Consider the following 12290-nt stretch of genomic DNA (forward strand, 5'->3'; position numbering starts at 1 on the left):
GGGCATGCGGCGGAGAATACGCAGGGAGCTGGCGCTTGTCGCGTGCCGCGTGATTTCCGTTCAGCCCCGGCTAAGTCTGCGTTTGGCATGCGATTCAAAGGCTTGCCCGCGAACTCCGTGCGATTCATGGGGCCGTGTCACGGCCTCGCATTGGCGGATCAGAAGCTGGGTGAACCGCTCGATGGGCGCAAGCGACGATCCATCGCGTCGAGACTGACCACCGCAAGGGCAAGCGCCAAGGCCTTGGCCGTGGGTGCGCAGCCGTAGAGCACCGAGCCGCGGATCGCGCCGGTGTCATCAATGAGAGCGGTGCCGGCTGCGCAGGCCTCCGCGCCGGTCTCGAGCACGCGCAAGCCACGCTTGTTGCCGCCACGGAAATGGAGGCGCGCGACGATTTCCTGGCCGGGATAGCAGCCCTTGTCGAAAGCGATGGCGCCCAGGCGCTCCAGCTCGAGCGCCTGCGGGGTGAACAGGCCGGCGGTGGGAGGTGCGATCCACGGCAGCCGTGCCATGAGGTCGGCGCGCAGCCGGTTCTGCTGCGCGTCGGGATCGAGCGCCAGGTCCATGGGTGCAAGCACGACCCCGCGGGGGGTGTCCGAATCGGGCAGGCGCAGCGCCCAGCCCCCGAGGTGTTCGGCAAGTTCCGATCCGATGGGCAGATCCGCAAGGGCGCAGGGCAGGAGCTGCCAGCCTTCGAGCGCCTCGATGACGAGGCGGCTGCGCAGCACGAAGCGGCGCAGTTCGGTTGCGAGCAGACCCGCATCGCCCTCGGGCCACCACAACATCAAGGTGTCCGCGGCGGTGCGCAGCAGGGCGAACACGCTGCGGGCGCGGCCCTGCGCATCCAGCCACGCACTCCAGCCGTATTGGCCCGGTTGCAGTGCGAGCACGTCACGGCTGAACTGGGAGTGGGCGAAGGCGAGGGCATCGGCGCCCTTCAGGCGCAACAACGCAGCGGAACCAAGTGCGGTCTGCATGGAATGGAACACGAAAAGCCGAGCCGGGATCGTAACAGGCATGCCAACCGGCGCGCTGCGATGCAGTGCGAGGTTGTCGGAATTTCGCGCAAGGTTTAACCTTCGGGGTGCACTGCATCATGACCACCTCCGATCCAATCACCCCAGAGTCAGCCAAGCTTCCGCCTGTCGCGGGCGAAGCCGATGCGCCGCGCGCAGCGCAGCCTGGGCAAGACAAGGATCGGCGCCGTCTTGATCCGGTTCGCTACGGGGATTGGGAGAAGGACGGCCGCTGCATCGATTTCTGATGCCAGTGTGTGTCGTGCACCGCAGCCCACAACGAGAACGCCAGCCAGAGCCAGCCATGTCAGCCAACGCTCGACCGCTTTCGCCGCACATCCAGATCTACCGCTGGCAGATCCAGATGATGACTTCGATCCTGCACCGCGCCACCGGCATCGCGCTGGCCGCGGGCACTCTGGTGCTGCTGTGCAGCCTGTTGGCCTTGGCCGCCGGGCCCGAACGCTGGGCCGACGTGGCTGCTTTCGGCCGCTCCGGACTGGGCACCTTCCTGTTGCTCGGCTGGACCTGGTCGCTGGCCTACCACTGGCTCAATGGCCTTCGCCACCTGCTGCAGGATCTGGGCTGGGGCTATCGCATTGAACAGTTCGTGCGCAATGGCTGGCTGGTTGTTGCCGGCAGCCTGATTCTCACGATCCTTGTCTGGGTGTGCGTGTTCGCGCAGCGGGGTGGCGCATGAGCACGCAATTGCGCACACCGATGAAGACGGCGCTGGGTCTGGGTTCGGCCAAGCAGGGCCTGCATCATTTCATGGTGCAGCGGATCACCGCGGTGGCGCTGCTGCTGCTGGTGCCGTGGCTCCTTTGGTTGGTGCTCAAGCTCGTCACGCTCGATTTCGCCGCGGCACATGCGCTGCTGGCGCAGCCGTGGAATGCCAGTCTGCTGCTGGTATTGGTGATTGCGGTGTTCTGGCATGCGCAGCTCGGTCTGCAGGTGGTGATCGAAGACTATGTGCATGGCAAGGGCAGCAATCTCGTGCTGCAGCTCGCCGTGAAGCTTTTCTGTTTCCTCGGCGCCGCCGCTGGCGTGCTGGCCGTACTCAAAATTGCGCTGGGACGTTGAAATGGCCGGTACCGCTTACAAGATCCAGGAACACAAGTACGACATCATCGTCGTTGGCGCCGGTGGCGCTGGGTTGCGCGCAACCTTCGGGCTTGCCGCGACCGGGCTGCAGACCGCCTGCATCACCAAGGTGTTTCCCACCCGTTCGCACACGGTTGCCGCGCAGGGCGGCATCTCGGCGGCGCTGGGCAACATGGGGCGCGATGACTGGCGTTTCCACTTCTACGACACGGTCAAGGGTTCGGACTGGCTCGGCGATCAGGACGCGATCGAGTACATGTGCAAGAACGCACCGGCCGCGGTGATCGAGCTCGAACATTATGGTGTGCCGTTCTCGCGCACCGACGAGGGTCTGATCTACCAGCGACCGTTCGGCGGCATGACCACCGATTACGGCAAGGGCGTGGCGCAGCGCACCTGCGCGGCGGCCGACCGCACCGGCCACGCCATCCTGCACACGCTCTACCAGCAGTCGCTCAAGCACGATGCGCGCTTCTACATCGAGTATTTCGCGCTCGACCTGATTTTCGATCATGACGGCGCCTGCCGCGGCGTGCTTGCGCTCGATCTCAACGAAGGCACCCTGCATCTGTTCCGTGCGCATGGCGTGGTGCTGGCGACCGGTGGTTACGGGCGTGCCTACTTCAGTGCGACTTCGGCGCACACCTGTACCGGCGACGGCGGCGGCCTCGTGCTGCGCGCGGGTCTGCCATTGCAGGACATGGAATTCGTGCAATTCCATCCGACCGGCATCTACGGTGCGGGTTGCCTGATCACCGAAGGCGTGCGCGGCGAGGGTGGCTATCTCACCAATTCCAAGGGCGAGCGCTTCATGGAGCGCTATGCGCCCAACGCCAAGGACCTGGCCTCGCGCGACGTGGTCTCGCGCGCGATGACGATCGAGATCCGCGAAGGCCGCGGCGTCGGCGAACACCAGGACCACATCCACCTCAATCTCATGCATCTTGGGCCGGAGGTGATCCACGAAAAGCTGCCGGGCATTGCCGAGAGTGCGCGTATCTTCGCCGGCGTCGACGTCGCCAAGCAGCCGATTCCGGTAATCCCGACCGTTCATTACAACATGGGCGGCATTCCAACCAATTACCACGGCGAGGTCGTTCGCAAGGTCGGCAACGATCCGGACGTGGTCGTCGAAGGCCTGTACGCGATCGGCGAGGCGGCCTGCGTGTCGGTGCATGGCGGCAATCGGCTTGGCTCCAATTCGCTGCTCGATCTGGTGGTGTTCGGGCGCGCCGTCGCGCAGCGCTGCGAGCAGACCATCAAGCCGGGCCAGCCACACAAGACGCTGCCGCCGACTGCCTGTGACGAGGCGCTCGCGCGGCTGGATCGGCTGCGCAATGCCAAGGGCTCGCTGCCGACGGCACAGATCCGCAACACCATGCAGCGCACGATGCAGGCCGACGCAGCGGTGTTTCGCACCGCCAAGACCCTGCAGGAAGGCTGCGCCAGGATGGACAAGGTGTTTGCCTCGTTCGAAGACGTGCAGGTTTCCGACCGCTCACTGGTGTGGAACTCCGACCTCATCGAGACCTACGAGCTCAACAACCTGCTGTACAACGCAATGGCGACGATCTATTCGGCCGAGCAGCGTCACGAGAGCCGCGGTGCGCATGCGCACGAGGATTTCCCCGAACGCGATGATGTCAACTGGCTCAAGCACACCCAGGTCAGCGTCGATGCCAAGGGCAAATGCAGCTTCGATTTCCGGCCAGTGCACATGAACACGATGACCACCGACGTCGAGCCGGTGCCGTTGGCCAAGCGCGTGTATTGACGCGTCGTGAAGGGCGATGCGGGCGGCGGTGCCGCAAGGCGGCGGGATTGCCGCAATCCGCATCGATGGTTAGCCGGTTCCACATCCCAGATCAGCGGTACCCGACATGGCTGAGTTCACGCTTCCCAAGAATTCCAAGCTCATTCCAGGCAAACACTTCCCCGCGCCAGCGGGTGCGAAGAACGTACGCACGTTCCGCATCTACCGCTGGAGTCCGGACAGTGGCGACAACCCGCGCGTGGATACCTACGACATCGACCTCGGCAGTTGCGGTCCGATGGTTCTCGATGCCCTGCTCAAGATCAAGAACGAAGTCGACGCCACGCTGACCTTCCGCCGCTCCTGCCGCGAAGGCATCTGCGGATCGTGCGCGATGAACATCGACGGCACCAACACGCTCGCCTGTACCAAGGCGATCGGCGATTGCCCGAGTGGTGACGTCAAGATATTCCCGCTGCCGCACATGCCGGTGGTCAAGGATCTGGTGCCCGATCTCACCCACTTCTACGCCCAGCATGCCTCGATCAAGCCCTGGATCCGTACGCAGACGCCGCCGCCGCCCGATCGCGAGCGCCTGCAGTCCAAGGAAGACCGTGCCAAGCTCGATGGCCTGTACGAGTGCATCCTGTGTGCCTGCTGCTCGACTGCGTGTCCGAGCTACTGGTGGAATTCCGACCGTTACCTCGGCCCGGCGATCCTGCTGCAGGCCTACCGCTGGATCGTCGACTCGCGCGACGAGGACACCGGCGCGCGACTGGACGAACTCGAAGACCCGTTCAAGCTCTATCGCTGCCACACCATCATGAACTGCACGCGCACCTGTCCCAAGGGCCTCAATCCGGCCAAGGCAATCGCCGAGATCAAGAAGCTGATCGTCGAGCGCGCGAGTTGAGCGGGCCAATGTTGCCCTTGCGTCCGGTCTGCCGTGTCTGACGCCGAATTGGCGCGACTGCGCTGGCGCGCGCGCCGTGGCACGCGCGAACTCGACCGCATGATCGGTTGGTGGCTGGAGGCGCGTTACGCGCAGGCCGACGCCACCACGCGCGCGGCCTTTGCCGGGCTGCTCGAGCAGATCGATCCGGATCTGTGGGACTGGTTGATCGCCCAGCATGAGCCGCCGCCCGCGTTCGCGGCGATCATCGATGAAATCCGCGCCCACCATTGCCTTTGACTACCGGCCTTCGCGGCGCGTCGCTGCGGCCCTTGCCCTGATCGCGCTACTGGCCTGCCTGGCGCCCTGGTGCTCGGCGTGGCCTTGGTACGCAAGCCTGCTGCTGTCGCTGCTCACGCTCGCCCTGGCAGCGCATGCGGCGCATGGACTTCTTCATCCGCGATTCGTGCGCGTGGCGCATCGTGCCGATGGCTGGATCCTGTGTGATACGCAGGGCAACGAACAGGCCGCCTTGCTCTGCAGTCACCGCCATCTCGGTCCATTGCTCACGCTCGACTGGCGCTGGGCGCCGCGGCGCCGGTTCCGCATCGCGCTCACGCCGGACAATCTCGATGCCGATACGCGGCGCCGCCTGATCGTGCTGCTGCGGCGACTTGCCACCACCGATGGCGGATCGACGCTGCTGCGTTGATTCCTGTTCAAGGCAGGGCGATGCCGGCCTCACGCAGCATTTGCGCAACCGCGATCAATGGCAGGCCGATCAGGGCGGTCGGATCATCGCTTTCGACACGGTTGAACAGGGCGATGCCCAGTCCTTCGACCTTGAAGCTGCCGGCACAGTCGAAGGGCTGCTCGGCGGCGACATAACGCGTGATGGTGGCCTCGTCGAGCTGGCGGAACACCACGCGGGTGCAGTCGGTGGCATGGTGGTAGACATTGCCGCCGGGAAGCGCGGCAATCAGGGTCACGGCGGTATGGAAACGCACGGTCTTGCCCGAACACGCCGCCAGCTGGCGGCTGGCCGCTTCGGCAGTGCCTGCCTTGCCCAGGGCGCGGCCATCGAGTTCGGCAAGTTGGTCGCTGCCGATCACCAGTGCCCCCGGGTGATCGAGGGCGACCGCTTCTGCCTTGGCCCTGGCCAGGCGTTGGGCGGTCTGCAGGGGCGTTTCGTCGGCCAGCGGCGCCTCGTCGACTGATGGGGCCTGAACCACGAAGTCGGGCACGAGCCGCGCCAGCAGTTGGCGTCGATAGAGCGAAGTCGAAGCCAGCACGATGGCGCTCATGATTGCCTGCTCCTGGCAGCGGCATCGAGCGCGTCACGTGCGTTCCTGAGCTCGGCGCGCGCATCGGCGAGCCGTGCCATCTGCGCTTGCAGGCCGGATTGGGCTTGGGCAAGGGCATCGCGCGCGGCGATCAGCGCCTGCAGGGGAGCGCGGGCGCTCTCCCTGCGGAGCCACAGGCGATGGGCGAGCAAGTCACGCAGGCCGCTGTCGATCATGGCCGTAGCCGCAGCGAGTGCGACCGGCTGGGGCAGGGCCTCGGCGGGATCGTTGCCGCCGCGCTGCGGCATCGCGCGCATCTGGTTGCGGCAGTCGATGAGTTGGTGCTCGAAGGCATCGGCCAGGTCGAGGATCTGCTGAAGCAGCGTGCGGCGTTCGCGCAGGCGGCGTTCCCGCCACGCGAACAGGAATATGAACAATGCGAGGGCCAAGGCCCCCGCAAGCAAATAGTGCATTGTGCCCGCCCCCTGTTGCCGGACCCAGTGTAGCCGCAAGTCGCGGTTGACAGCGTCCGGGCAGCCACCTACCATCGCGCGCCCATGTCCGCAGCCCTGCCAGAACGCGTGGATGTCGCGCGCCAGGTGCAGGGGCGTCGCGTCTACTCGGGTTCCTTGCCATTCACCGTGATGTCGCGCTTGCGCGATGCGCTGGCGACGGCGCAGGGCGAAGCGCGCTACCATGCCCAATTCGACAAGGATGCGCTGGGCATCGCCTACCTGCAGTTGCAAGTGGAAGCCGGGTTGCCGCTGCTGTGTCAGCGTACACTCGAGGTTTTTGCGCTGCCGGTCGTGATCGACACGCGGCTCGGTCTGATCGCCAACGAGGAAGACGAGGCGGGCTTGCCGGGTGGATATGAGCCATTGCTGATCGCCGACGGTACGATCGACCTGGCGGCCGTGATCGAGGATGAGTTGATCCTTGCCGTGCCGGTGGTGCCGACCCGACCAGGGGCACCGCTGGATTGGGTCGACCCGACCGATGCGACGGACAAGGAGCCGGTGCGGCAGAATCCATTCGCCGCGCTGGCTGGGTTGAAGAACAAGGCAGGCGCCGGCTGAGAGCGGCGCGGCCGGCGAATCGACGGCATCGAAATGGATGCCGGCACGGCGATTTCAGGCGTGCAGGATTTCGAGCTCGGGATCGGTGCGTTTGCCGTCCCGGCAGTGCAACAAGGGCCCGGAAGCGCCACCAAAGACTTCCCGTTTTCAGTTACGACGGCCAGGCTGGCCGTTGCCCATCGTCGGACCGGAGCGTCCGCACCAGGAGATTGAAATGGCTGTTGCCAAGAGTCGCAAAACCCCATCCACCCGCGGCATGCGCCGTTCCCACGACGCGCTGACCAGCAAGCAGCTGTCGACCGACCCGACTTCTGGCGAGGTGCATGTGCGCCATCACGTCACCAAGGATGGCTACTACCGCGGCAAGAAGGTCATCGAGAGCAAGACGAAGGTTCGCGACGAAGACTGAGCCCTTCGCGCACATGCCGGTGCTTGCCGGCGTGTGGGGAATGGCCGGCGTTGCTACCACCGCAACCGTTGCGGTCTCGCGCGCCTGTGTGACGTCCGCGTCGCGCAGGCGGCAGGCTGACCGACCGTTCGTGCAGGCCCGGCAGGACGCCCGGCAGCGCTGATGTCGGCGAGCGAGGCGGATGCCCGCTCGGCGGCCCAACGGGGAAGCGGCCTTGATCTACTCACGCATTGCCGGCACTGGCAGCTACCTGCCGGAAAAAATCGTTTCCAACGCCGATCTCGAGAAGCTCGTCGACACCACTGATGAATGGATTGCCTCGCGCACCGGCATCCGTGAGCGGCGCATGGCCGCGGTCGGTGAAACCACGGGCGATCTCGCCTTTCACGCCGCAAGCCGGGCGCTCGAGGCAGCCGGGGTCGCCGCCAGCGAGATCGAGCTGATCGTGCTGGGCACGACCACGCCGGACATCATTTTTCCGTCGACTGCATGTTTGTTGCAGCATCGTCTCGGCGCCAACGGCTGTGCCGCGTTCGACGTCAACGCCGCCTGCTCGGGCTTCATGTACGCGCTCGGTGTCGCCGATCAATTCGTGCGCAGCGGCCAGGTGAAGAAAGCGCTGGTGGTCGGCGCCGAAACGCTCACGCGCATGCTCGACTACGGTGATCGCTCGACCTGCGTGCTGTTTGGCGATGGTGCCGGTGCGGTGGTGCTCGAGGCTGCGAGCGAGCCGGGCATCTTCGCCACGCGTTTGCATGCCGATGGCGGCTACAAGCATCTGCTCTACAACCCCGTCGGTGTCTCGGCCGGCTTCAAGCTCGACGAACCCAATGCCGGTGTGCGCGTGATGATGACCGGCAATGAAGTGTTCAAGGTCGCGGTCAAGACACTCGATCGCATGGTCGGCGAAACCCTGAACGCGGCGGGCATGGCTGAGAAGGATGTCGATTGGCTGATTCCGCATCAGGCCAACCTGCGCATCATCGAAGCCACGGCCAAGCGTCTCAAGTTGCCGATGGAACGCGTGATCGTCACCGTCGATCGGCATGGCAACACCTCATCGGGCTCGGTGCCGCTCGCGCTCGACGAGGCAGTGCGCTCGGGCAAGGTACAGCGGGGCCAGAACCTGTTGCTGGAAGCTTTCGGCGGCGGCTTCACCTGGGCTTCGGCCTTGCTGCGTTACTGAAATCCGTCGCGCTGGTGGCCGTTGTTTCGCCCCTGCGGCCCTGGAGTCCCGAGCCATGACCGAATCCATTCCTTCATCCGCCGCTAGCGCTGACGCGCTGGGCTTTGTCTTTCCCGGGCAAGGCTCGCAGTCGGTGGGCATGCTGGCCGAATTGGCGGCGCTGCATGGCGACATCCGCGCGTGTTTCGCCGAAGCCTCCGACGGTGCCGGAATCGATCTGTGGACGCTTTCGCAGAGCGGTCCGGAGGCCATGCTCAATCGCACTGAATACACTCAGCCGGCGCTGCTGGCAGCGAGTGTCGCGGTGTGGCGCCTGTGGCAGGAACGAGGCGGCCCCGTGCCGGCACGCATGGCCGGGCACAGTCTCGGCGAGTACAGCGCGCTGGTCGCCGCGCAGGTACTGTCCCTGCGGGACGCCGCACATCTGGTGCGCATTCGGGGCCAGCTCATGCAGGAAGCGGCCCCCGAGGGCAGTGGCGCGATGGCGGCGATTCTCGGGGCCGAGGACGCATTGGTCGAGACCGTCTGCGCCGAGGTGTCCGGTACCCATGTCGTGGTGCCGGCCAATTACAACTCGCCCGGCCAGATCGTGATCGGTGGCCACGCAAGCGCGGTTGATGCGGCCTTGGCACGGCTCGCCGAGCGCGGTGTGCGCAAGGCGGTCAAGCTCGCGGTGAGCGTGCCTTCGCATACGCCCTTGATGCGTGAAGCCGCCAATCGCCTGGCTGCGGCGATGGAAGCCTGTCGCTGGCATGCTCCCGCAGTCGCCGTTGTGCAAAACGTCGATGCGGCGGTGCATGCCGATGTGGCCGGGATCCGCGACGCCCTGGTGCGCCAGCTCTATCTGCCGGTGCGCTGGACGCAATGCGTGCAGGCATTGCGCGATTCCGGCATCAAGCACATTGCCGAATGCGGACCGGGCAAGGTGCTCAGCGGACTGGTCAAGCGCATCGACAAGACCATCGAGGCGCGGACGTTGGCCACGCCAGGCGACTTCGATGAAGCGCTGTCGCAGTGGGGCCGGACATGATGGCGCGCGCTCGGACAATGCCTGGTGTCGACAACCGCAACAGCAAATCGGTGAATCCATGAACAAGATCCTCGCAGGTGAAGTCGCTCTCGTCACCGGCGCCAGCCGTGGCATCGGCGCAGCGATTGCCGATGAACTGGCCGCGCAGGGAGCAAGCGTCATCGGCACTGCCACCACCGAGGCGGGCGCGCAGGCGATCGCTGCCCGGCTCGCTGCGCACGGCGGCAGCGGACGCGCACTCGATGTCACCGATGGTGCGGCGGTGGAGGCATTGGTCGACGCGATCGGCAAGGAGCAGGGCGCGATCTCCATCCTCGTCAACAATGCCGGCATCACCCGCGACCAGTTGCTCATGCGCATGAAGGACGAGGATTGGCAGGCGATTCTCGACACCAACCTCACTTCGGTCTATCGCACCAGCAAGGCGGTGATGCGCGGCATGATGAAGGCGCGCAAGGGCCGCATCATCTCGATTGCTTCGGTGATTGGGCTCACCGGCAATCCCGGGCAGGCCAACTACGCCGCTGCCAAGGCCGGCATCATCGCTTTCTCCAAATCACTGGCGCGCGAAATCGGCACGCGCGGCATCACCGTCAACGTGGTGGCGCCGGGGTTCATCGATACCGACATGACGCGCGCCCTTCCAGAGGCGCAGCGCGAGGCGCTGCTCGGGCAGATCGCGCTCGGTCGCCTCGGCGAACCGGCCGACATTGCCAAGGCGGTGGCTTTCCTGGCCTCGCCTGCCGCGGCCTACATCACCGGCGAAACCTTGCACGTCAATGGCGGCATGTACATGCCCTGAGGCGATTCTGGCGGCCACGTCGACCCTTCGCGGGCGCATGGCGGCCAAGTGGCGGCACCAGCGGCCTTCCACTACAATGCGGCGGCTTCGGGTGGCTCCGCTGCTGACACGCACGTGCCATATCCGGACAACTTCCATCGCGAGGAACATCACACCCATGAGCACCATCGAAGAGCGCGTCAAGAAGATCGTCGTCGAACAACTCGGCGTGAAAGAAGACGAAGTGACGCCCAACGCATCTTTCGTCGACGACCTCGGCGCCGACTCGCTCGACACGGTCGAACTTGTCATGGCGCTCGAAGAGGAATTCGAGTGCGAGATCCCGGACGAGGAAGCCGAGAAGATCACCACCGTGCAGCAGGCCATCGATTACGTGAAGGCCCACGTCAAGGCCTGATCGATCGGCATTGCGTTACGCAGAGCTGCGCCGACATGGCGCAGTTTTGTTTTGTGAAATTGGATTTGCGTCCCGGCCACAAGAGCTTCCCGCATGAGTAAGCGTCGCGTCGTCGTCACCGGTCTCGGCATCGTCAGTCCCGTCGGCAATGATGTTGCCACCGCCTGGTCCAATATCCTGGCCGGCAAGAGCGGCATCGGTCCGATCACCCATTTCGACGCTTCGACGTTCCCGACGCGCATCGCCGGCGAGGTCCGCGACTTCGATCCAGCGCAGTACATCGCGCCGAAAGACGTCAAGAAGATGGACCCGTTCATCCACTATGGCATCGCCGCTTCGGTGCAGGCGCTGGCCGATGCGGGACTCAAACCGCACGAGCATGACGAGGAGCGCATCGGCGTGGCCGTGGGTGCGGGCATCGGCGGCATCGCGATGATCGAGAAGACCTCGATCACTTATCACGAGCATGGCCAGCGCAAGATCTCGCCGTTCTTCGTGCCCGCCTCGATCATCAACATGGCTTCTGGCCAGCTGTCGATCATGCTCGGCCTCAAGGGGCCGAACATCGCTTGCGTCACTGCCTGCGCCACTGCCACCCACAACATCGGTCTGGCGATGCGCATGATCCAGTACGGCGATGCCGACGTGATGGTCGCCGGTGGTGCCGAGTTCTCGACGGTCGGCACCGCGATGGGCGGCTTCTGCTCGGCGCGTGCGTTGTCCGCACGCAATGACGAACCCGAGAAGGCGAGCCGTCCATGGGACAAGGATCGCGACGGTTTCGTGCTGTCCGACGGCGCCGGCGTGGTGATCCTCGAAGACCTTGAGCATGCCCGTGCACGCGGTGCGCGCATCTATTGCGAACTGGTTGGTTTCGGCATGAGTGGCGACGCCTTCCACATGACCGCTCCCAGCGAGAATGGCGAGGGCGGCGGACGTTGCATGAAGGTGGCGATCAAGGATGCCGGCCTCGACGTCAGCGCCGTGCAGTACATCAATGCCCACGGCACCTCGACACCGGCCGGCGATGCCGCCGAAGTGCAGGGCATTCGTGGCGTGTTCGGCGCGCATGCCGACAAGCTCATGGTCAGCTCGACCAAGTCGATGACCGGCCATCTGCTCGGAGCGGCCGGCGGTGTCGAGGCGATCTTCTCGGTGCTTGCGCTGCGCGACAACGTGGTGCCGCCGACGATCAATCTCGATGCGCCGGGCGAAGGTTGCGATCTTGATTTCGTGCCGCACACCGCGCGGCAGGCGAAGCTCGACGTGGTGATGTCCAATTCGTTCGGTTTCGGTGGCACCAACGGCACGCTGGTCTTCCGCCGTTTCTGATGCTCCTGCG

Annotated in this window: 17 protein-coding genes; 14 read left to right on the forward strand and 3 right to left on the reverse strand. The window is 65.2% G+C overall.

Annotated features, from left to right (window positions below; all coding sequences use genetic code 11):
- Positions 1–158: 158 nt before the first annotated feature.
- Positions 159–977 carry a folate-binding protein gene (locus KF759_RS01745; protein ID WP_291222619.1) on the reverse strand — a complete coding sequence of 273 codons (819 nt, stop codon included), beginning with the start codon at positions 975–977 and terminating at the stop codon, positions 159–161.
- Positions 978–1096: 119 nt separating this feature from the next.
- On the opposite strand from KF759_RS01745, the gene KF759_RS01750 reads away from it, so the two are divergent.
- The 7 genes from KF759_RS01750 (at position 1097) to KF759_RS01780 (ending at position 5477) form a co-directional block, all read left to right on the forward strand.
- Positions 1097–1264 carry a DUF1674 domain-containing protein gene (locus KF759_RS01750; RefSeq protein ID WP_291222621.1) on the forward strand — a complete coding sequence of 56 codons (168 nt, stop codon included), beginning with the start codon at positions 1097–1099 and terminating at the stop codon, positions 1262–1264.
- A 56-nt stretch (positions 1265–1320) separates the two neighbouring features.
- Positions 1321–1716 carry a succinate dehydrogenase, cytochrome b556 subunit gene (gene sdhC, locus KF759_RS01755; RefSeq protein WP_291222622.1) on the forward strand — a complete coding sequence of 132 codons (396 nt, stop codon included), beginning with the start codon at positions 1321–1323 and terminating at the stop codon, positions 1714–1716.
- On the forward strand, positions 1713–2099 hold the full coding sequence (sdhD, locus tag KF759_RS01760; RefSeq protein ID WP_291222624.1) for a succinate dehydrogenase, hydrophobic membrane anchor protein: 387 nt from the start codon (positions 1713–1715) through the stop codon (positions 2097–2099). Before sdhC ends, sdhD begins: the two co-directional genes overlap by 4 nt.
- 1 nt (position 2100) lies before the next feature.
- A complete protein-coding gene (gene sdhA, locus KF759_RS01765) occupies positions 2101–3894 on the forward strand; it encodes a succinate dehydrogenase flavoprotein subunit (RefSeq protein WP_291222626.1) in 1794 nt (597 codons plus the stop codon).
- A gap of 106 nt (positions 3895–4000) precedes the next feature.
- A complete protein-coding gene (locus tag KF759_RS01770; RefSeq protein WP_291222628.1) occupies positions 4001–4786 on the forward strand; it encodes a succinate dehydrogenase iron-sulfur subunit in 786 nt (261 codons plus the stop codon).
- 33 nt (positions 4787–4819) lie between these two features.
- The gene (locus KF759_RS01775) at positions 4820–5065 is read left to right on the forward strand and encodes a succinate dehydrogenase assembly factor 2 (RefSeq protein ID WP_291222630.1); all 246 of its coding nucleotides are present in this window, start codon (positions 4820–4822) and stop codon (positions 5063–5065) included.
- Positions 5037–5477, forward strand: coding sequence for a protein YgfX (locus KF759_RS01780; protein ID WP_291222632.1), 441 nt, complete (start codon positions 5037–5039; stop codon positions 5475–5477). Before KF759_RS01775 ends, KF759_RS01780 begins: the two co-directional genes overlap by 29 nt.
- Positions 5478–5484: 7 nt before the next feature.
- Here the strand turns inward: KF759_RS01780 and KF759_RS01785 are convergent, their stop codons facing one another.
- Together KF759_RS01785 and KF759_RS01790 are read right to left on the reverse strand one after the other, a co-directional pair.
- Positions 5485–6069, reverse strand: a complete 585-nt coding sequence (locus tag KF759_RS01785; protein ID WP_291222634.1) for a nucleoside triphosphate pyrophosphatase — start codon at positions 6067–6069, stop codon at positions 5485–5487.
- Positions 6066–6521 (reverse strand): hypothetical protein, encoded by a 456-nt coding sequence (locus KF759_RS01790; RefSeq protein WP_291222636.1) that lies wholly within the window; start codon positions 6519–6521, stop codon positions 6066–6068. Before KF759_RS01790 ends, KF759_RS01785 begins: the two co-directional genes overlap by 4 nt.
- An 84-nt stretch (positions 6522–6605) precedes the next feature.
- Here KF759_RS01790 and KF759_RS01795 point away from each other — a divergent pair, with 84 nt between their 5' ends.
- The 7 genes from KF759_RS01795 to fabF all read left to right on the forward strand — a co-directional run bounded on the left by KF759_RS01795 (position 6606) and on the right by fabF (position 12280).
- On the forward strand, positions 6606–7124 hold the full coding sequence (locus KF759_RS01795) for a YceD family protein (RefSeq protein ID WP_291222638.1): 519 nt from the start codon (positions 6606–6608) through the stop codon (positions 7122–7124).
- 214 nt (positions 7125–7338) lie between these two features.
- Positions 7339–7533, forward strand: coding sequence for a 50S ribosomal protein L32 (gene rpmF / locus KF759_RS01800; RefSeq protein ID WP_291222639.1), 195 nt, complete (start codon positions 7339–7341; stop codon positions 7531–7533).
- Positions 7534–7714: 181 nt separating this feature from the next.
- Complete coding sequence (locus KF759_RS01805; RefSeq protein WP_291222641.1) at positions 7715–8719, forward strand: beta-ketoacyl-ACP synthase III; 1005 nt, start codon at positions 7715–7717, stop codon at positions 8717–8719.
- A gap of 55 nt (positions 8720–8774) precedes the next feature.
- Positions 8775–9749, forward strand: a complete 975-nt coding sequence (gene fabD / locus KF759_RS01810; protein WP_291222643.1) for an ACP S-malonyltransferase — start codon at positions 8775–8777, stop codon at positions 9747–9749.
- Positions 9750–9807: 58 nt separating this feature from the next.
- Positions 9808–10551, forward strand: coding sequence for a 3-oxoacyl-ACP reductase FabG (gene fabG, locus KF759_RS01815; RefSeq protein WP_291222645.1), 744 nt, complete (start codon positions 9808–9810; stop codon positions 10549–10551).
- 157 nt (positions 10552–10708) lie between these two features.
- Positions 10709–10948, forward strand: coding sequence for an acyl carrier protein (gene acpP, locus KF759_RS01820; protein WP_132000193.1), 240 nt, complete (start codon positions 10709–10711; stop codon positions 10946–10948).
- A 93-nt stretch (positions 10949–11041) separates the two neighbouring features.
- Positions 11042–12280 (forward strand): beta-ketoacyl-ACP synthase II, encoded by a 1239-nt coding sequence (fabF, locus tag KF759_RS01825; protein WP_291222649.1) that lies wholly within the window; start codon positions 11042–11044, stop codon positions 12278–12280.
- Positions 12281–12290 lie beyond the last annotated feature (10 nt).

The organism is Dokdonella sp. (assembly GCF_019634815.1).
Taxonomy (GTDB): Bacteria; Pseudomonadota; Gammaproteobacteria; order Xanthomonadales; family Rhodanobacteraceae; genus Dokdonella_A.